General features: G+C 71.6%; 11 protein-coding genes and 2 pseudogenes. 5 read left to right on the top strand and 8 right to left on the bottom strand.

Translation table 11 applies throughout. From position 1 onward, the window contains the following. Positions 1-239: 239 nt before the first annotated feature. Together ACFSL4_RS02245 and ACFSL4_RS02250 are read right to left on the bottom strand one after the other, a co-directional pair. A pseudogene (locus ACFSL4_RS02245) lies at positions 240-437 on the bottom strand (hypothetical protein); the annotation flags it as partial. 115 nt (positions 438-552) lie between these two features. Continuing rightward, positions 553-1,980, bottom strand: coding sequence for an MFS transporter (locus tag ACFSL4_RS02250; RefSeq protein WP_381077649.1), 1,428 nt, complete (start codon positions 1,978-1,980; stop codon positions 553-555). A gap of 110 nt (positions 1,981-2,090) precedes the next feature. Between ACFSL4_RS02250 and ACFSL4_RS02255 the strand changes: the two genes are divergently transcribed. Beyond that, positions 2,091-2,993, top strand: coding sequence for a helix-turn-helix transcriptional regulator (locus ACFSL4_RS02255; RefSeq protein ID WP_381077719.1), 903 nt, complete (start codon positions 2,091-2,093; stop codon positions 2,991-2,993). 102 nt (positions 2,994-3,095) lie between these two features. Here the strand turns inward: ACFSL4_RS02255 and ACFSL4_RS02260 are convergent, their stop codons facing one another. After that, entirely contained in the window at positions 3,096-4,547 is a 1,452-nt protein-coding gene (locus ACFSL4_RS02260) for an MFS transporter (RefSeq protein ID WP_381077652.1), read from the bottom strand. 96 nt (positions 4,548-4,643) lie between these two features. On the opposite strand from ACFSL4_RS02260, the gene dusB reads away from it, so the two are divergent. After that, positions 4,644-5,837 (top strand): tRNA dihydrouridine synthase DusB, encoded by a 1,194-nt coding sequence (gene dusB / locus ACFSL4_RS02265; RefSeq protein ID WP_381077654.1) that lies wholly within the window; start codon positions 4,644-4,646, stop codon positions 5,835-5,837. 12 nt (positions 5,838-5,849) lie between these two features. On the opposite strand, the gene ACFSL4_RS02270 is transcribed toward dusB, so the two are convergent. The 3 genes from ACFSL4_RS02270 to ACFSL4_RS02280 all read right to left on the bottom strand — a co-directional run bounded on the left by ACFSL4_RS02270 (position 5,850) and on the right by ACFSL4_RS02280 (position 12,457). Next, positions 5,850-7,526 (bottom strand): alkaline phosphatase family protein, encoded by a 1,677-nt coding sequence (locus ACFSL4_RS02270; protein ID WP_381077722.1) that lies wholly within the window; start codon positions 7,524-7,526, stop codon positions 5,850-5,852. A gap of 1,409 nt (positions 7,527-8,935) precedes the next feature. After that, complete coding sequence (locus ACFSL4_RS02275) at positions 8,936-10,873, bottom strand: amylo-alpha-1,6-glucosidase (RefSeq protein WP_381077657.1); 1,938 nt, start codon at positions 10,871-10,873, stop codon at positions 8,936-8,938. Between the two features lie 18 nt (positions 10,874-10,891). After that, positions 10,892-12,457 (bottom strand): MGH1-like glycoside hydrolase domain-containing protein, encoded by a 1,566-nt coding sequence (locus ACFSL4_RS02280; RefSeq protein ID WP_381077659.1) that lies wholly within the window; start codon positions 12,455-12,457, stop codon positions 10,892-10,894. A 120-nt stretch (positions 12,458-12,577) separates the two neighbouring features. Here ACFSL4_RS02280 and ACFSL4_RS02285 point away from each other — a divergent pair, with 120 nt between their 5' ends. Both ACFSL4_RS02285 and ppdK read left to right on the top strand, forming a co-directional pair. Then, positions 12,578-13,798: an ROK family protein gene (locus tag ACFSL4_RS02285; protein ID WP_381077661.1), complete on the top strand. Its 1,221-nt coding sequence runs from the start codon at positions 12,578-12,580 to the stop codon at positions 13,796-13,798. 432 nt (positions 13,799-14,230) lie between these two features. Beyond that, on the top strand, positions 14,231-16,972 hold the full coding sequence (gene ppdK, locus ACFSL4_RS02290; protein ID WP_381077664.1) for a pyruvate, phosphate dikinase: 2,742 nt from the start codon (positions 14,231-14,233) through the stop codon (positions 16,970-16,972). Positions 16,973-17,381: 409 nt separating this feature from the next. Here ppdK and ACFSL4_RS02295 read toward each other — a convergent pair whose 3' ends face one another. Continuing rightward, complete coding sequence (locus tag ACFSL4_RS02295) at positions 17,382-17,714, bottom strand: hypothetical protein (protein ID WP_381077666.1); 333 nt, start codon at positions 17,712-17,714, stop codon at positions 17,382-17,384. 757 nt (positions 17,715-18,471) lie between these two features. Between ACFSL4_RS02295 and ACFSL4_RS02300 the strand changes: the two are divergent. Continuing rightward, positions 18,472-18,715 (top strand): annotated as a pseudogene (locus ACFSL4_RS02300) (transposase); the annotation flags it as partial. Positions 18,716-18,869: 154 nt separating this feature from the next. Here the strand turns inward: ACFSL4_RS02300 and ACFSL4_RS02305 are convergent. Beyond that, positions 18,870-19,520 (bottom strand): group II intron maturase-specific domain-containing protein, encoded by a 651-nt coding sequence (locus tag ACFSL4_RS02305; protein ID WP_381077724.1) that lies wholly within the window; start codon positions 19,518-19,520, stop codon positions 18,870-18,872. Between the last annotated feature and the right edge of the window lie 354 nt (positions 19,521-19,874).

The following is a 19,874-nucleotide window of genomic DNA, read 5'->3' on the forward strand; positions in this document are numbered from 1 at the left end:
GTGCCCCGGCAGGCGGCGTTCGCCCGTCGGGGAGCGGTGTCGTGGGGGCACCGCCCGCGCGAGCGGAGCCGGGAGTGGGGGAGCGTTCTCCGGGCGTGCCGGCCGGAAGTCCTCGTACCGGACGTACCCGGGCTTTCGGCCGGTGCGGCGAGTGGGGTGCCCCCCTGCTCGAAGAGCCTGGGGGGAGCGTGCCGGGCGTCGCGACGGGGCGAACGCCGCCTGCCGGGGCACTGGCCGCCCGCCGGGTCCACCGTCGTCTGGTGCGCCTCCGCCAGGTGTTCCTCCGCCTTCAGCCGGGGCAGGAACTGCGTGCTCTGCGACCAGCCGCAGGTGTCGCAGCCGATCGTGCGCCGCGCACCGGTCCGCTGCACCTGCACGACGTGTTCGCGCCCGTGCCGGTCCCGGCGGCTGACCTTGCTCCGGTCGATCTCCGGCATGACGCCTCCAGGGGTACCCGTCCGCCCGCGCAGCAAGGAGTGTGCGGCAACGGGAAGATCAACGGGGCCTTCCGGGGCGGCGAGTTGACGGACCGGGTGCCCGAAGGGGAAGCGCTCAGCCGACCGAACGCGGCAGCCGCAGGCTGAGCCCTGTCGTCACGGCCACTCCGGCCAGCTGGGCCAGGAGCGTGACGACCAGTGCGTCCCGCATGCCCATACCGGGTACCAGCGCCAGGAAGAGCGAGCCGAGCGTCGCCACGCCCAGCGCCAGCGCCGACTGCTGGGTGGTGATCATGACCCCGCTGCCCACGCCCGCCCGGGCCGGCGGGACCTCGGAGAGGATGATCCGGAACAGGACGGGCAACTGAAGCGACTGGCCCGCCCCGGCCACCGCCGCGCCCGGCAGCAGCTCCACCACGCCCAGGTCCGGCCAGGCCCGCCACGCGGCCAGCGCGATCAGAGCCACCCCGACCCCCTGGATCAGGCCGCCCGCGGTCACCACCCGGGTGCCGTGGCGGGCGATCAGGCGCGGTCCCCACAGCGAGACGGCGAAGAAGACGATCGCCATGGGCGCCAGCGCCAGACCCGCCGGCACCGGCCCCAGGCCCGCGCCGCGCTGCAACGCCACGGCGATGACGAACATGAAGCCGCTGAAGCCGATGGAGAACGGCACCACCATCACCAGGCCGCGGCGCAGCGACACCAGCGCGAACAGGCTCGGCGGCACCAGCGGCGTACGGCCCTGCCGGTCCGCGCGGCGCTCCACCGCGTAGAACGCCCACATCGCGAACGGGGACGCGGCCAGCGACAACCAGGTCCACAGCGGCCAGCCCGCCGCGCGGCCCTCGGTCAGCGGCGCGAGCAGGGTCACCAGAGACAGGGCGAGCAGGACGGTGCCGGGAGCGTCCACCGGCTCCGGGCGCCGGGAGCGGGTCTCCGGCACGGCGCGCACGGCCAGGACCAGGCCGACGAGCACCACCGGGACGTTGACGAGGAACACCGAACGCCAGCCGGTGCCCGCTATGTCCGCGGCCACCAGCACGCCGCCGAGGATCTGTCCGGCCACCATGGACAGCCCGGCCGTCGCGCCGTACAGGCCCATCGCCCTGGCGCGGCGCTGCCCGCCGGTCGCGGCCTGGATGGTGGCGAGCACCTGGGGCAGCATCGCCGCGGCCGCAGCGCCCTGGGCCACGCGCGCCGCCACCAGCGTCCAGGCGTTCGGGGCGAGCCCGCACGCCAGCGAGGTCAGCCCGAAGGCGGCCATCCCGCCGAGGAAGAACGCGCGCCGCCCGAAGAGGTCGCCCAGCCGGCCCCCGAGCACGAGCAGGACGGCGTACGAGAGCCCGTACCCGGCGACGACGAGTTCGAGGATGGCCTCGCCCGCGTGCAGGTCCCTGCCCATCGTCGGCAGGGCGACGTTGACGATGAAGAAGTCGACGAGGGGCAGTGCCGCCGCGAGCAGCACCGTGAAGAGTCCGAGGCCGCCCAACTGCGGTGTCTCCACCGGGGAGCGGACGGTACGGGAAGTGAGAGTCTCGGTCACGCCTTCGAGCCTCCGACGGCTGTCAGCGTAGTACCAGAGTGTCTTTATCCTGGTACAAGCACTACCTGGAAACAGGTTCCGGCGGGCGGCAGGCTGGGGGCATGGCGACCATGGTGCAGGAGACGGGGGCGGCACGGGAGCCCCGGGACGCGGACGGCTCCGGGACGCGGGCGTCCGAGATCCGGCGGCACGAACTGGCCGCGTTCCTGCGGCACCGGCGCGAGCACATCACGCCCGAGCAGGTCGGGCTGCCCCGCGGCCGGCGCCGCCGCACTCCGGGCCTGCGCCGCGAGGAGGTCGCGCAGCTGTCCGCGGTCGGGGTCACCTGGTACACCTGGCTGGAACAGGCGCGGGACATCCAGGTCTCCGTCCAGGTCCTCGACGCCCTCGCCCGCACCCTGCTGCTCGACTCCAGCGAGCGGGCCCACCTGTTCAACCTCGCCGCTGCGGCCGACCCGGTGCCCGGCACGAACTGCCCCTCGACCACCGAGGCCCAGCGCATCCTGCTGAAGCAGCTGGAGCCGATCCCCGCCTGCATCCAGAACAGCCGGTACGACATCATCGCCTACAACAGCACCTACGGGCTGCTGCTGTGCGACCTGGACGCCGTGCCGCCGGCGGACCGCAACGTCATGCTGCTGTGCTACACGAACGCCGAATGGCGGACGTCGATCGTGCAGCTGGAGGAGACGATGCGGCTGATGGCCGCCAAGTTCCGCGCCTCGATGGCCGACCATCTCGCCGAACCCGCCTGGAAGATGCTGCTCAAGCGGCTGACCACGGAGTCCGCCGAATTCCGCGCGGCATGGGAGCGGCACGAGGTGGTGAGCTCCCGCAGCAAGTGCAAGGAGTTCCGCAACGCCCATGTCGGGATGCTGGCGGTGGACCACACGGATCTGTGGCTGGGGCCGCACAACGGGGCGCGGATGGTGACGTACGCGCCGGCCGACGCGGACTCGCGGGAGAAGCTGGAGAAGCTGCACGCGATCGCGCTGGAGAGGCAGGGGGGCTGAGCGGTTCGCGGACCGCTCATCCGCCGGGACCCGACGCGCGCCCGGGGCGACGAAGGCGGCGGCCGGGGCCCGCCCCACGACCCCCCCTGCGGCCCGGCGCGGCTAACCGGGCGTGCCGACGCCCGCCGCCTGCCGTACCTCGGTCTCCTGCAGCCGTTCCGCCGTGCGTTCGGCCGTCCGGCGGCCCCAGCGGCCGGTCGTCAGCGCGCCCAGGAACAGCACCGCGAGGCCGCAGGCGGTGAGGATCCACCAGCCGGGGCGGGCGGCGGAGACGAAGGCGTCCCGGTACGGCGACGAGCCCACGCCCGAGGCCAGCACGGCGCCGACCACCGCGACACCGAGGGTCTGGCCGAGCTGGCGGCTGGTGGAGGCGACGGCGGCGGCGACACCCGCCTGGGCGCGGGGCATGCCGGAGACGGCGGTGTTGGTGATGGGCGCGTTGAGGAAACCGAAGCCGACGCCGAACAGGAGGTATCCGAGGGCCAGGGTGCGGTTCGACGTCTCCGCCTCGAAGGCCGCGAACAGCACGGCGCTCGCGGTCATCGCGCAGCCGGCGATCAGCAGCGGCAGGCGGGGGCCGCGGCTGCCGACCAGGCGGCCGGACAGGGGCGCGCACAGGAAGGCCGGCATCGCCATCGGAAGCATCCACAGGCCCGCGTGCAGGGCGTCCAGGCCGCGCACGCTCTGCAGGTAGAGCGTGGACAGGAACAGGAAGCCGCCCAGGGCCGCGAAGCCGCAGATCGCTATCAGCGTGGCGCCGCTGAACGGGGCCGACCGGAAGAAGCGCAGGTCGATGAGGGGCTCGGTGCGGCGGGGCTCGTACCACAGCAGGCCGAGCAGGGCCATGAGCGCGAGGCCCGTGAAGGGCAGGACCGTGGCGGGGCCGGCGTTCGGCGCCTCGATGATCGCGTACGTCAGGGAGCCGAACAGGGCGATCATCAGCAGCTGGCCGACCGGGTCGGGGCGGCGGGCCCGGGGGGCCCGGGACTCGGGGACGTATCGGAGGGTGAGCAGCAGGGCAGCCAGCCCGACCGGCAGGTTGAGCCAGAAGATCGAGCGCCAGCCGACGGACTCCACCAGCAGCCCCCCGACCAGCGGGCCCGCCGCCATGGATATGCCGACCACGGCGCCCCACACACCGATCGCGCGGGCCCGCTCCCGGGGGTGGGTGAACGTGTTGGTGATGATCGACATCGCGACCGGGTTGAGCATCGAACCGCCGACCGCCTGCACCATGCGGAACACCACGAGCAGATTCAGGTCCGGGGCGAGCGAGCACAGCAGCGAGCCGGCGCTGAAGACGATCAGCCCCGCCATGAAGACGCGCTTGCGGCCGATCCGGTCGGCCGTGGAACCCGCGAACATCAGCAGCGCGGCCAGGACCACGGTGTACGCGTCGATCGTCCACTGCAGGCCCGCCAGGGTCGCGTGCAACTCCCTCTGCATCGAGGGGAGCGCGACGTTCAGGACGGTGATGTCGAGGCCCACGATCAGCAGGCTCATGCAGCAGATCGCGAGCACCAGCAGACGCCGGCGGTGGCTGAGCTCGGGCATGGTCGTCATCGTACGCGGATTTGAATAGTGCGTCTAACTAATGAATGGTGCACGGTCACCGCACCGGGTACCCCCGGAGTGCGTGACAATGGAGCAATGCCCACGCCCCCGAGGACTCCGACGCTGCAGATCGGCCCGCACACCGTCCAGCCGCCCGTCGTGCTCGCGCCCATGGCCGGGATCACCAATGCGCCCTTCCGCACGATGTGCAGATCCTTCGCCCGGGGTGAATCGGGTGAATCGGGCGAATCTAAGGGCGCGGTCAGCGGGGGCAGGGGACTGTTCGTCAGCGAGATGATCACGACCCGGGCGCTGGTCGAGCGCAACGAGAAGACCATGCAGCTGATCAGGTTCGACGCGAGCGAGCAGCCGCGCTCGATCCAGTTGTACGGCGTGGACCCGGCGACCGTCGGCAAGGCCGTCCGCATGATCGCCGAGGAGGACCTGGCCGACCACATCGACCTGAACTTCGGCTGCCCCGTGCCCAAGGTGACCCGCAAGGGCGGCGGGTCCGCCCTCCCGTACAAGCGCAACCTGCTGCGGGCGATCCTGCGCGAGGCCGTCGGCGGCGCCGGTCACCTCCCGGTCACCATCAAGATGCGCAAGGGCATCGACGACGACCACCTCACCTACCTGGACGCCGGGCGGATCGCCGTGGAGGAGGGCGTGACGGCCATCGCCCTGCACGGCCGCACCACCGCCCAGCACTACGGCGGCACGGCGGACTGGGACGCCATCGCACGGCTGAAGGAGCACGTGCCGGAGATCCCGGTGCTCGGCAACGGCGACATCTGGTCGGCCGGGGACGCGCTGCGGATGGTGCGCGAGACGGGCTGCGACGGCGTCGTGGTCGGCCGTGGGTGCCTGGGCCGGCCATGGCTGTTCGCGGATCTGGTGGCGGCCTTCGAGGGACGGACCGGGGACCTGACGCGTCCGACGCTGCGCGAGGTCGCCGACGTCATGGTCCGGCACGCCACGTTGCTCGGCGAGTGGATCGGCGACGAGTCGCGCGGCGTCATCGACTTCCGCAAGCACGTGGCCTGGTATCTGAAGGGCTTCGCGGTCGGCTCGGAGATGCGGAAGCGGCTCGCGATCACCTCCTCGCTGGAGGAACTGCGGTCCGGACTCGACCGGCTGGACCTCGACCAGCCCTGGCCGTCCGGCGCCGACGGGCCCCGCGGCCGTACGTCCGGCAACAACCGGGTGGTGCTGCCGGACGGCTGGCTGAGGGACCCGTACGACTGCGCGGGGGTCGGCGAGGACGCGGAGCTGGACACCTCCGGCGGCTGACCGCCGCGCGGGTCAGCGCTTCGAAGGGTGCGGGGTGGAGCCGTACGCCGTCAGGAAGCGGTCGCGGAACGAACTCATCTTCCACACCGGGGCGTTGTGCGCCGGGCGCAGACCGTCCGTCCACCCCCAGCCGGCGATCTTGTCGAGCACCTTCGGGTCCTTGGCGACGATCGCGCACGGCACGTCACGGCTGGCGTGGTTGCCGCTGACCCGGGAGATCGGCTGGTGGTCGCCGAGGAAGACGAGCACCGTGTTGTCGTCGCCGTAGCGCTCCAGCCACTGGGTCAGGGCGGTGACCGAGTACTGGATGGACTTGCCGTACTCCTCCTTCGAGCGGGTGGAGTCGGTGATGATGTCCGCCGGGTTGTTGCCCGCCTTCTCGATGGCGTCGAAGACCGAGCCGTCGCCCAGCCGGTCCCAGCCCACCATCTTGGGGATGGGCGCCCAGGGCTGGTGGCTGGAGGTCAGGATGATCTCCGACATCAGGGGCTTGTCGCGCTTCCTGCTGTGCTCCAGGCGCTGGAACGCCTGCAGGGCGTACTGGTCGGGCATCGTCGACCAGCTGAACTTCGGGCCCTTGTAGCCCAGCTGGAAGGCGTTGTAGACCTTGTCCAGGCCGTAGAACCTCTGCTCCGGCCAGCCCTTCTGCACGCCGGGCATGACGCCGACCGTGTCCCAGGCGCCCGTCTTCTTGAACGCCTTGGTGAGGCTGAGGTGGTCTCCGGCGGTCACCGTGCGGTAGCGGTTCTGGTTGTCGATCCACAGGCCCGACAGGAACGTGGAGTGGCCGAGCCAGCTGCTGCCGCCGTACGTCGCCGAGGTCAGCCAGCCGCTCTTGGCGTGGAAACCTGCCTTGGCGAGCGCCGCGGTGCTGTCCTGCAGGGTCCTGCCGACGCCGGGCGCCATGACCGGGTCCTCGATCGCACTGCGGCCGTAGCTCTCGATGAACGTGAAGATCATGTCCTTGCCGCGCAGATCGGGCACGAGCTGGGAACCCGGGGTGTCGCCGAACGCGTCGGCTCTGGCGGTCCGCGCGAACTCCCGATCGTCGCGGATGGTCTGGCGCAGGAGGTCGGTGCGGTGCTCGACCATCCTGACGGTGCTCTCGGAGGCCAGCGGCACGCCGCCGTTCTGGAGGCCGAGGGCCGTGCAGGTCATCCACACCATGCTGAGGACGAGGACCGCGCGGGCGGTGGTGGCCCGGTTGCGCACCATGACACCGCTGAGCCGGACGACGGCGAGTGCCGAGAGGACGAGGACGACGAGGACGATCGCGATCGCCGCGACCACCACGCCCAGGGCACCCGCGCGGCCCAGCGCGTCCTCCAGGTAGGACTCCGCGTCGCTGAAGAGGGGCCAGTCGAGCATGACGTTGAAGCCGCGGCCGAGGTACTGGTTGAAGCCGATGTCGAGCAGGTTGAGCACGGTCAGCACGCCCAGCGCGATCCCGCCGAGCCAGGCCGCCACCAGCCGGGGCCGCCGCGGCAGCGCGGTCAGCACGACGGCGCCCATCAGCGCCTCCACCGGTATGCGTGCGAAGTAGGCGAGCCGGAGGTTCTCGGCCCTGTTGGGCAGCACGAGCGAGACGACGACGAGGGCGCCCGCGAGAACGGTGACGGCGAGGGCGAGCACCCGCGTGACACCCGGGTGCCGGGCACGCCAGGCGCGCAGGCGGCGGCGCGGGCGTATGGACTCGGCCTCCGCAGCGCTGCCGTCGGCCCCGCCGCCGGGGGCGGGGGCCGCGCGGTCCGCGGACTCGGTGGCCTCCGCGGACTCGGTGGCCTCCAGGGGCTCGGTGGCCTCCAGGGGTTTCGTGGCTTCGGGGGTGGCGGGTTCGGCTTCGGCCTCCGGGGGCTCCACGCCCTCGGGTGCCTCGGGTGCGGCTCCGGCTTCCGTGACGGGCGCGGGGGGCGTGGGGGCTTCGGAAGTGCGGTCGGCCGCTGTGTCGGTGTCGGTGTCGGTGTCGGTGTCGGGGGCGGCGGTCCTGTCGGTCGGGGCGCTGTCGGCGGAGCTTTCCGTGCCCCGCGGGCCGTCGGTCGCCGGGGTGGGGGCGTCCGCCGGTTCATGGGCCGCCGGTGCGGTGTCCGGGCCGGGGCCGGGCGCGGTGGCGTCGGGGGACTCGGCCCCGCCGGCCGTGTCCTGTGGCTCGTCGGTCGCCGGTCCGGGACCGTTCGCCGTCGGCTCGGCGTGTCCGTCCGGGGACGGCTGGGCCGTGGCGTCGGCAGACGCGGTTCCGTCGTCGGACGCCGGGACGGGGCTGGGTGGTTCCGGCGGCTCCTGTGCCGCCGCTGCCGCGGCGCCGTCGGTGTCCGGTTCCGGCTTCACGGGACGCGCCGCCGCCGACGCGGTGGCCGGCGGTGCGGCGGCCGCTCCTTCCTCCCGCCCTGCCGGCGGGACCTCGTCCGTGGCCGCCCCGGGCTGGTCCGTCGTGTCTCGTGAGCGTGTGTTGAGAGGCAACCCGAAGGGTCCTTCCGTGTGAAGCCCGTGGCGAAGAGGCGGGCCACACCGGGGAGGACGGGCCCGCCGTCCTCCCGTACGCGTGGCCGGGTGCGTACGTTCAACAGCGAAGCCCCAGAGCCCGGCAAACACCCGGCAAACCCGAGGTCAACGGTTCCCGCGCACCGGTCTCGGCGGGTCTCGCGATCGCGGTCCCGGGCGGGTTCGTCCCGGCCGGCCCCCGCGGCGCGGCCTGTTCCGCGCCGACGGGATCGCAGACGTGCGCTCCGGCAGCGCCCCGAAGGGGCGCGGGACCGTGTCGAGACACGGCTCCGCCGGGTGGGCGCGGCCGGCCTCTCCCCCCAGTGCCCCAACAGGCGACGTTCGCCCGGTCGCGTCGCCCGGCACGCTCCCCCGGGCTTTTCGAGCGGGGGGCGCCCCCACTCGCCGCACCTGCCGAAAGCCCGGGTACGTCCGGTACGGGGACTTCCGGCCGGCACGCCCAGAGCACGCTCCCCCACTCCCGGCTCCGCTCGCGCGGGCGGTGCCCCCACGACGCCGCTCCCCGACGGGCAGACACCCCCTAGCCAGCTCTCCACCACGTTCGAACAGGGGGCGCCGCCATCGCGCCCGCGCGGCGCACCGGACGGCCGACGGAGCGTTCAGGCCCCGCCCACCGCGGTCAGCAGCGCGAGCGGTGTCGCCGCCGAGCGGGACTCACGGACGCAGGCGTGCGGGTACGGCACCGGCTCCGGATGCGTGTCGCGGCCGTACCCGGCGAGCACCTCCGGCAGCCGGTGCCCCGTCGCCGTCGCGGCGTCGACCAGCGCGTGAGCCACCGCGCGGGCCTCGTCGTGCAGTCCGTAGCGCGCCAGGCCCAGTGTGATCAGTGCGTTGTCGTGCGGCCAGACCGAGCCGCGGTGGTACGACATGGGGTGGTACGCCGCCTGGTCGGCGGCCAGCGTGCGCACGCCCCAGCCGGAGAAGAAGTCCGGCTCCAGCAGGCGCCGGCCGACCAGTTCCCCGTACTCCTTGTCCAGCAGGCCCGACCACAGCAGATGGCCCGCGTCCGACGCGAGCGCGTCCACCTGGCGGCCCTCGCCGTCCAGCGCCAGCGCCGGGAAGGAGCGGTCGCCCATCCAGAAGTCCCGCTGGAAGCGGTCGCGCAGGTCTCCGGCCGCCTGTTCCAGCAGCGCCGCATACACCTCGTCGCCCCACACCGTGCGGGCCAGATGCGCGGTGCGGCGCAGCGCGTCGTACGCGTACCCCTGCGCGCCCGCCGCCATGACCGGACCGGTGGGGCGGCTGCCGTCGGCGGAGCAGATCGCGCCGGGGGAGTCCTTCCAGTTCTGGTTGGCGAGGCCGCCCTGGTCGGCGCGGTAGACGAGGTAGCCGCGGGAGGTGAGCCCGCCGTGGTCCAGCATCCAGCCGATCGCCGCGCGGGCGTGGGCTTCCAGGCGGCGGGCCATCGCCACGTCCCCGGTGTGCTCCACGTACGCCCCGAGCAGCACGAGGAAGAGGGGGGTCGCGTCGACCGAGCCGTAGTAACGCCCGTACGGCACCTGTCCGAAGTGGGCCAGCTCCCCGTGCCGCACCTCGTGCACGATCTTCCCCGGCTGGGCCACCGACCGCGTGCCGACCTCGGTCGCCTGCGTCGCGGCGAGCGCGGGCAGTGTGGCCGCGGCCAGCCCGGGCCGGTAGGGCAGGGCGAAGAGCGAGGTGAGGAGCGCGTCGCGGCCCAGCAGGGTGAGGAACCAGGGGGCACCGGCCGCGGGGACGCGCAGGTCCTCGCCGTCGGGGCCCGCCGCCGGGACCTGGAGCGCGGCGAGGTCGGACAGGCCCCGCGCACAGGCAGCGGCCAGCTCGGGCCAGCCGGTGGGGAACGCCACGCCCTCCATGAACTCGCCCTCCATGGCGAGGAGTCGTTCGCCCGCGGCGGCGGGGGAGGGCGGGATAGTCGGGTCCTGCACCGCCCCGTGCGGCCGGGCGGCGACCCGCAGGGCCAGCTCCGCCGAGCCGTGCGGCTCCAGCCCCAGCGTCCACACGAGGCGGCGGGCGCCCGTTCCCGTCTCCTCCACGCCGTCCGGCGGGGGATCGGCCGTGACCGTCGTGCGGGAGTGCCATTCGCCGCGCCGGTAGCCGAACTCCACCCCGTCGTCGAGGATCCGGCGGGAGCGCAGGGCGCCCGTCTTGGCGTACGTACGGTGGTCGGAACGCAGCTCGAACTGGTCGGTGAAGTCGGCGTCCGCGGTGACCGCGATGCGGACCGTGGTGGGGACCGGGCGGTTGCTGGTGACGCGCACCGACTCCACGAACACGCTGTCGATGACGGCCTGTTCGCGGAAGACCGTGTAGGCGGGCGGCTCCTGCCGGCCGCCGCGCGGCACGAGCACGCACCGGGCCGCGTCGCTGTCCGCGACCGGGGTGAGCGTCTCGGGCACGGCCCCGTCCACGGTGAGCTGCCACCGGCTCAGATGCCGTGCGTCGCGTACGAACAACCCGGCGGGAAAGCCGCCGCCCCGCACCCCGCTGATGTCCCCGCCGTCTCCCACGGCGGCGAACGTCGTGCCGTGCACGAGCAGATGATGCCGGTCCGTCATCGCCGGCCCCCTCCCTTGTCACTCCTGTAAGAACGTGCCGGTGCCCCCCGGGGACACGCCGTGTCCAGGGCGCTGGTGGAGCAGGTCGAGCGTGAGCGCGGCGGTCCAGCTGAAGCCGAGCGCCCCGCACGCCTCGCCGGTGTACGGGTCGGCGTACTCCGCGAAGTCCGTGGCCTCGGCCGTCTGGAGCAGGGCCGCGCGCAGCGCGTCGGCCCGCGCCTGCTCCCCGTGTGTGCGCAGGCCGCGTTCCACCAGCCAGCCGGTGTTGAACCAGGCGGGCCCGCGCCAGTACCGGTGCGGGTCGAAGGCCGCGCCGAGCAGGTCGTAACTCGGCACGAGCCGGGTGGCGCCGCCGAGCCCGAAGTGCGGTCCGTGCAGGGTGCGCACGAGCGCGGTCGCGATGTCACGGGGCAGTGCGGGCAGCAGCAGCGGAATCAGCCCGGAGACGGTGCGCTCGGGGATGAGGGCGCCGCCGCGCACGTCCCGGCAGAAGAACAGGCCCTCGGACGGATCCCAGAGGCGGTCGACGAGGGCCGCGGTCAGACGCTCGGCGCGGGCGTGCCGGGCGGTGCCCGTCGCGCCCAGCTCGTGCGCGATGCGGGCCAGCGCGTGCTCCGACGCGATCAGCAGCGCGTTGAACGAGGGGTCCTCCACCGCGAACCCGCCCTCAACCGGGGCCCTGCGGGCCACCCCTTCGCCCGCCCGTCTCCCACCACCGCCCCCAACCGGGGCCCTGCGGGCCACCCCTTCATCCGGGCGGTCGGCGTATCCGCGGTCGCGGTAGTCCGCCGCCAGCCGCACGTACCGCCCGTAGTCCAGGTCGGTCGGGCGGTCCTCGGGTGCGCCGTGGTCGAGGTCGGCGCGGCGGAAGGAGCGGGTGGGGGCCGGGGTGACGCGGGACAGCGGAGCGTCCCAGGCGGGGCTGTTGTCCATGCCCTGCTCCCAGGGGTGCACCACCGAGGCGAGCCCCCCGCCGCCCAGGTCGCGGCGGTGCAGCAGATAGCGGTGCCAGGCCGCGAGCCGGGGGTGGACACGGGAGAGGAAACCGCGCGCCCGGGACAGCCCGGGGTCGGCGCGGTGCACCAGCCAGGCCGCGAGCGCGTGCACCGGTGGCTGGACGATGCCCGAGGTCTGTACGGTGCGCGGGGCGCCCGCAGCACGCCCCGCGGTCGAGGAGCGCCAGAAGTCGGGGCTGGGGAAGTACGCGTCGAGCGGTACGGAGGGGTTGAAGACGATGTGCGGGACCCGCCCGTCCGCCCACTGGGCGTCGAGCAGCGTCTCCAGCTCGGTCTGCGCCCGTAACGGCGAGACGTGGCGCAGGCCGATCGCGATGAACGCCGAGTCCCAGGACCACTGGTGCGGATACAGGCCGCGCGACGGCACCGTCGACGTCCCCGTCCAGTTGACCTCCAGCACCCGCGCAGCCCTGACGTGCGGCGTTCCCGCGGCCATGGTGACCGGATCGTATACATCGGTCCCGGGGCGGACGGTCTCACGCGGTCCCTGCCCCGGCGGTGAGCCGGTGGTGCGCAGGGAACCCGTGAGTTCCGTGCGGTGGGCGGTGAGTTGGGCAGTGCGGTCCACTCAGGTCTCCCCGAAAGACGTCCGGCCGACCGGTTCGGCAGTAGGTACCGTAGGGTTACGTCTATTTAACACGCAAAACCCAATATGTAATGCAGGATTGGTGAACGCAAGGGGGTGTGCATGACCGGAAGGGCCGGGAGGCCGGGCGCCCAGGCCGGCGCCGGGGATCTGCTCCAGCTGGTGCGCAGCGGCCGCGCCACGACCCGTGGCGCCCTCCAGCAGGCCACGGGTCTGTCCCGGGCCACGGTCGGCCAGCGCCTGGACCGCCTCTTCCGGGCCGGCTGGCTGCGCGAGGGCGCGGGCGGGCCGGTCGGCTCGCCGCTCGGCGGCCGTCCCTCGATCACCCTGGAGTTCGACGACGCCCACGCGGTGGTCCTCGCCGCCGACCTCGACACACGGCACGCGCGCGCCGCGGCCCTGTCCCTGTCCGGCGAGATCCTGGCCGAGCACTCCGGGGCCCTGGTGATCGAGGACGGGCCTCGGGCCGTGCTCGGCGAACTGGGCCGCTGGTTCGCCGAGTTGCTGGAGAAGGCCGGTCACCGGGCGCACGAGGTGTGCGGGATCGGGCTCGCGGTGCCCGGCCCCGTCGACAGCGACACCGGCCGGGTCGTCCAGCCGCCGATCATGCCGGGCTGGGACGGCCACGACATCAGGGGGCGCCTGCGGCGGGCATTCGCGGAGCACGCGCACGGCGCCGCGGACGTGCCGGTGCTGGTCGAGAACGACGCGAACCTGATGGCGTACGGCGAACAGCGCGCCGGTCACCCGGACTGCTCGGCGTTCGTGCTGATCAAGGTGTCCACCGGGATCGGGGCGGGCGTGGTCGTCGGTGGCCGGATCTACCGCGGTATCGACGGCGGCGCCGGGGACATCGGGCACATCCGCGTCCCCGAGGGCGCCGGCGCGCTGTGCCGGTGCGGTTCGTACGGCTGTCTGGCGGCGGTGGCAAGCGGAGGCGCCGTCGCACACCGGCTCACGGAGGCGGGGGTGCCGGCCGCCTCGGGATCGGACGTACGGGACCTGCTGGCCGCAGGGCATCCGGAGGCGGTGGCGCTCGCGCGGGAGGCCGGGCGGAGGGTCGGGGACGTCCTCGCGACGGTGGTGACACTGCTGAACCCCGGCGTGCTGATGATCGCCGGGGATTTGGCCGGAACTCACTTCCTCACGGGGGTGCGGGAACTGCTGTACCAGCGGGCGCTGCCCCGCTCCACCGCGCACCTGGACGTGGTGACCTCACGGCTCGGGGAGCGGTCGGCGCTGGTCGGGGCGGGTGCGCTGGTCGTCGAGTACCTGTATGCCCCGGAGCGGGTGGAGGAGCGGCTGCTCGCGCTCGGTGTGTGAGGGGCGGCGGCCCGCCCCGTCCGTGTGACGACCGTGTTCCGGTCCTGTGGCGCGTCCGAATGGTGGAATCGGGGGCTTCCTGGGCGCGTGATTCTCGCCACCCCTGATAAGGGTAGCGCTCAGATGAGCGGATCTTGAGCGGTTGCACTTCTCCAAACGCTGGCACTGAGTGCCACCACTTGATCGTTCATCGATCGAAATCAGACGTGCTGAATCCCGCTCATGTGAGCGCTGTGGGTCATCTCTGGGTCTTCATCCGTTCAGGAAGTGAAAACGTCGGTGCGTCATGAGTTGCAAAGCCTTGACTTTCAATCCGGTGGCGGACGGGTGGTTACGGGCGTATGACGCGCAAGTGGACGTACCCAGGCGCCTTCGATCTGGGTATGTTCCTCGCCGTCAGGGCAGCTATCGCGTCCTCGAGGAGTCGAGACCGTGTCGGAAAACAAAGATCCCCACGTAACGGAGAACGCCGTGGAAGGCGTGAAGTTCGTTTACGACTTCACCGAGGGCAACAAGGACCTCAAAGACCTTCTCGGCGGCAAGGGCGCGAACCTCGCGGAGATGACCAATCTGGGTCTCCCCGTCCCTCCGGGCTTCACCATCACCACCGAGGCGTGCAAGGTCTACCTCGACAGCGGCGAGGAGCCGGCGGCACTGCGTGACGAGGTGAGTGCGCACCTCGCCGCGCTTGAGGAGGGGATGGGCAAGAAGCTCGGCCAGGCCGACAACCCCCTGCTCGTTTCGGTTCGTTCCGGGGCAAAGTTCTCCATGCCGGGCATGATGGACACCGTCCTCAACATCGGCCTCTCCGACAAGTCCGTGCAGGGACTGGCGAAGCAGGCCGGCGACGAGCGCTTCGCGTGGGACTCCTACCGCCGTCTCATCCAGATGTTCGGCAAGACGGTCCTCGGTGTCGAGGGCGACCTCTTCGAGGACGCGCTCGACGCGGCCAAGAAGGCCAAGAAGGTCACGGTCGACACGGAGTTGGACGCCGCAGACCTCAAGAAGCTGGTCACGAAGTTCAAGAAGATCGTCAAGACCGAGGCCGGGCGCGACTTCCCGCAGGACCCGCGCGAGCAGATGGACCTCGCCATCAAGGCGGTCTTCGACTCGTGGAACGGCGAGCGCGCGAAGCTCTACCGCCGCCAGGAGCGCATCCCGCACGACCTGGGCACCGCGGTGAACGTCTGCTCCATGGTCTTCGGCAACCTCGGCCCCGACTCCGGTACGGGCGTGGCGTTCACCCGCGACCCGGCCTCCGGCCACCAGGGCGTCTACGGCGACTACCTGCAGAACGCGCAGGGCGAGGACGTCGTCGCGGGCATCCGCAACACGGTGCCGCTCGCCGAGCTGGAGCAGATCGACAAGAAGTCGTACGACCGGCTGATGCAGATCATGGAGACGCTGGAGAACCACTACAAGGATCTCTGCGACATCGAGTTCACCATCGAGCGCGGCCAGTTGTGGATGCTGCAGACCCGCGTCGGCAAGCGCACGGCGGGCGCGGCCTTCCGTATCGCCACGCAGCTCGTGGACCAGGGCCTGATCGACGAGGCGGAGGCGCTGCAGCGGGTGACGGGCGCCCAGCTCGCCCAGCTGATGTTCCCGCGCTTCGACGAGCAGGCGAAGGTGGAGCAGCTCGGCCGGGGCATCGCGGCGTCGCCGGGTGCGGCCGTCGGCAAGGCGGTATTCGACTCGTACACGGCGGTCAAGTGGTCGCGTTCGGGCGAGAAGGTCATCCTCATCCGCCGCGAGACCAACCCCGACGACCTGGACGGCATGATCGCGGCGGAGGGCATCCTCACCTCGCGCGGCGGCAAGACCTCGCACGCCGCGGTCGTGGCCCGCGGCATGGGCAAGACCTGCGTCTGCGGCGCCGAGGAGCTGGAGGTCGACACCAAACGCCGGCGTCTGACGGCACCGGGCGGCGTGGTGGTCGAGGAGGGCGACCTCATCTCCATCGACGGCTCGTCGGGCAAGGTGTACCTGGACGAGGTCCCGGTGGTCCCGTCCCCGGTCGTCGAGTACTTCGAGGGCCGGATGCACGCGGGTGCGGACGACGCCGACGAACTGGTGGAGGCCGTGCACCGCATCATGGCCTTCGCGGACCGCAAGCGCCGCCTGCGGGTACGGGCGAACGCGGACAACGCCGAGGACGCGTTGAGGGCGCGCCGCTTCGGTGCCCAGGGCATCGGGCTGTGCCGCACTGAGCACATGTTCCTCGGCGACCGCCGCGAGCTGGTCGAGCGCCTGATCCTGGCGGACACGGAGACGGAGCGGGAGGACTCCCTCAAGGAGCTGCTCCCGCTGCAGAAGAAGGACTTCGTGGAGCTGTTCGAGGCGATGGACGGACTGCCGGTCACCATCCGGCTCCTCGACCCGCCGCTGCACGAGTTCCTGCCCGACATCACCGAGCTGTCGGTGCGCGTGGCGCTGGCGGAGGCCCGCCAGGAGCCGCACGAGAACGAGCTGCGCCTGCTGCAGGCCGTGCACCGGCTGCACGAGCAGAACCCGATGCTGGGCCTGCGCGGTGTGCGCCTCGGCCTGGTCATCCCGGGCCTGTTCACGATGCAGGTACGGGCGATCGCGGAGGCGGCCGCCGAGCGCAAGGCCGCGAAGGGCGACCCCCGCGCCGAGATCATGATCCCGCTCGTCGGCACGGTCCAGGAGCTGGAGATCGTGCGCGAGGAGGCGGACCGGGTCATCGCGGAGGTCGAGGAGGCCACGGGGGCGCGGCTGAAGCTGGCCATCGGCACGATGATCGAGCTGCCGCGCGCCGCGCTGACGGCGGGGCAGATCGCCGAGGCCGCCGAGTTCTTCTCGTTCGGCACCAACGACCTGACCCAGACGGTGTGGGGCTTCAGCCGGGACGACGTGGAGGCCAGCTTCTTCACGGCCTACCTGGAGAAGGGCATCTTCGGCGTCTCCCCCTTCGAGACGATCGACAGGGACGGCGTGGGCTCCCTGGTGAAGGCCGCCGCCCAGGCCGGCCGCGCCACCCGCCCCGACCTCAAGCTCGGCGTCTGCGGCGAGCACGGCGGTGACCCCGAGTCGGTGCACTTCTTCCACGAGGTCGGGCTGGACTACGTCTCCTGCTCCCCCTTCCGGATCCCGGTGGCCCGCCTGGAGGCGGGGCGCGCGGCGTCCTCCTCGGAGGGCAGCGACCACCGCTAGGGGGTGCTTCGGAAGTCCCGCACAGCACCCACGGCGCCCGGCACGCTCCCCCAGGCTCTTCGAGCAGGGGGCACCCGCACTCGCCGCACCGGCCGAAACCCCGAGTACGTCCGGTACGAGGGCTTTCGTCCGGCACGCCGAGAGCGCGCACCGGACACCGCGGGCACCGCACAGGACTTTCGAAACGCCCCCTAGGCGACACAGGCCCCGGGACCGTTGACGGCCACCTGACCCTCGCCGACGCGGCAACGGTCCCGGCGTACCAGGAGGGGCGGCACCCTGTGCGGGGGTGCCGCCCTTCTCTGCATCATCTGCAGAGACTGTCAAGCTACGTCGCTGACCGGGCAAAATGATGTCTGCTGGCCCCCCAACCCGGGTAGCTCCGCCGTGAGCGTCTGCGAACGGGCTGTCACGTGGTGCCGCGCGGCCGGAAGAAGCGACGCCCCGACCGGACGGTGAAGATCAGCACCGTGACGGCCAGTACGAAGTTGAGCGCGTCAATGATCTCGACGACGGGGTGGGGCGCGTGCAGCAGGCCTGGCGCCTTGGCGCCGATCATTCCCAGACCCATGAGAAGGGGGAGCCATGCCCAGAGGTAGTGCATGCCCGGGTCGGGGTTGTCTCCGTTCGAAATCTTGGCCCGCTCCCGCCAGCGGCTACCGAGACTTCCGAGAACCAGTACGCACCCCATCGCGACTACGGACCAGTCCATGAACCGCAGCATCATGTCCCCCTCGATCAAGGAGGATCTTCCTCTTGGGGGCGATGGCTCGCAAGAGGCGTCGCGCCGACCCGGCGGATACGAGGGCGGCTGGCTCGGACACCCGCTTTGGGAGTTCACGCCGTGCTGTGCGCGACCTGCCGAAACATGCAATCGAGTACGGCTTCCAGCCCTGCCGCGGCCCATGCGGTCCATCGCCGTCCAGCGACGTTGATGGCACCTGGTGATGTCAGTCCACCAGTTCGATCAGGCGATGGAAGGCATGGGTGGAGCACGTCGACGAGCGCCGCTCAGCGTGGAGGGCTTGGAGAGGCTCCGTCAGAGCAGTGATCGTGTGCGGACTTCATGGAGGTATGGAACGCACTCAGGGCTATCCGGCTGCCCGGGGCGTCGACTTCGCAGACGTACCCTTCCGGACCCGAAGCCGTCTTGAGGTGCAGCAGTACTTCGTAGGCCGAAATGTGCACATTGCGAGTTGCCCCCGCGTGAATGGCTCCTAGGTCGTCCTGCTCCGCGCATTCGTTGTCCCCGTCGCCTGCACACCAGAAGACGTGAACGGCCTTCGATGTGTCGTTTACCAAGGTGATCGGGTCGACGTTCTCGGGGTCGGTCGGGTCAGGGTTGCAGCCGGCAAGAAGGAGTGGGACCAGGCCCAGGAGGATCGGGGCCGTGCAACGCGCGACACGGCTGATCAACAGGTTCACAGGATCCCCCGAGAAGTCGTCACACTGCTAAACCGCACCGTATCGCAAGTCCGCCGATCGAAAACTCTGAGCTTGGGAAGACTCTTCACCAGCCCCGTTCCGAGGAGAACTCAACGGTCGGGTGGGCACGTGGGGATCTGGACCCGGCGATCCCCAAGGTCCGCACGGGCAGCTTCTTTCCAGCCTGCTGGAACGCCGCCGCCGGATCGACCGGGCCCTGTATGCGGTCATCGTCGAGGGGTACGTCCACGGGTGTCCACCCGCGGCGTGGACGACCTGGTCAGGGCCCTGGAAGCGGACACCGGGATCTCCAGGAGCGGGTAGCGGATCAGACTCCGCATCCGCTACCGCGATGCCCCATCCGCTACCCGCCCGGACCGGGGCGCCCTGCCGGGATTTCTCCCGGTGGGTTTCCCCGGCCCGCCCGCCGAACCCGGCGTGCCCGTCTCCGGGCACCGGGCTCTCCACGAGATCAGGCCGTTGGAGTCGGACCGGCCAGAGCATCCGGCCATGGGGTGGGGATGCTGTTGCCCCGGTAGCGGTATCGATTGATCGGTACTTTGCCGAGGTGGAGCAGCCTGATCCCCTCCAACTCGATGTCTTTCCAGCGTCCTTCCGGGGTCCGGAACCTTCGCCGGGTCGACATCCAGTTCGTGCGGTGCCGGTGCATCACCCAACGGATCACCCGCCACCAGACGAAGGTGTGCAGGGTCTGCATGGTGTGCTTGGCGACCGCGTGCCTGAAGTAGTTGGCCCAGCCGCGTGGAATCCGGTTGATCCGGATCAACGCGATCTTGTGGTCGAGATGCGACAACTTCTGGGTCAGTGCCTTGATCTTCCGCTTCAGCGACGCGACCGGCCTGTCGGCGATGAAGGTACAGACGTGCCACTTGTCCGTTCCCCGTTTCCGCATCCAGACGATGCGGAAACCAAGGAAGCCGAATCTGTCCGAGAGGTGGACGATCCGCGTCTTGGCCAGTGAGAGCACGAGGCCCATCGGTGCCAAGACCGTACTCACCTGTTCGCGAAGGGCTTCGACGTGTTCCCGGGTGCCGTGGACCATGATGACGAAGTCGTCCGCGTAGCGGACCAGTCGCCAGGTCGGCAGGTCCTCGGCGTTCAGGGCCTGTTCCCGCCAGGCGGTTTCGACGTGGGCCTCGGGATGGGTGCCGGTGTGGTCCGCGGCTGCGGTGACGCGGTCGACGGCGCCGGAGACGAGTTCGCGGGCGTCTGCGCCGGTTCGGGACGGCTTTGCGGGCGCTCGACGCGGGACGGCCGTTGTACCTCCGGGATGGCGCCATCGGCCAGGTCATCCGGCGTACCGCCCCGGTCCGATGGCGACGCCGGCTCCGCAGTTCGTTCCGAAACCGGTCATGCAACTCGCAATAGAGTGACGGGGGTTACGGCGGGGGCGAGGTTACGACGCGCCCTCAGCGAGCATGAATGCGATGGCCGTCGCCGCTGACCCCAGTTCGGG

Source organism: Streptomyces caeni (genome assembly GCF_042678285.1).
Classification (GTDB): domain Bacteria; phylum Actinomycetota; class Actinomycetes; order Streptomycetales; family Streptomycetaceae; genus Streptomyces; species Streptomyces caeni.

Excerpts from the sequence above, each read along its gene's own strand:
- ACFSL4_RS02275 (WP_381077657.1), bottom strand. The coding sequence starts at position 10,873 with ATGACGGACCGGCATCATCTGCTCGTGCACGGCACGACGTTCGCCGCC.
- dusB (WP_381077654.1), top strand. The coding sequence starts at position 4,644 with ATGCCCACGCCCCCGAGGACTCCGACGCTGCAGATCGGCCCGCACACC.
- ACFSL4_RS02255 (WP_381077719.1), top strand. The coding sequence starts at position 2,091 with ATGGTGCAGGAGACGGGGGCGGCACGGGAGCCCCGGGACGCGGACGGC.
- ACFSL4_RS02285 (WP_381077661.1), top strand. The coding sequence starts at position 12,578 with ATGACCGGAAGGGCCGGGAGGCCGGGCGCCCAGGCCGGCGCCGGGGAT.
- ACFSL4_RS02260 (WP_381077652.1), bottom strand. The coding sequence starts at position 4,547 with ATGCCCGAGCTCAGCCACCGCCGGCGTCTGCTGGTGCTCGCGATCTGC.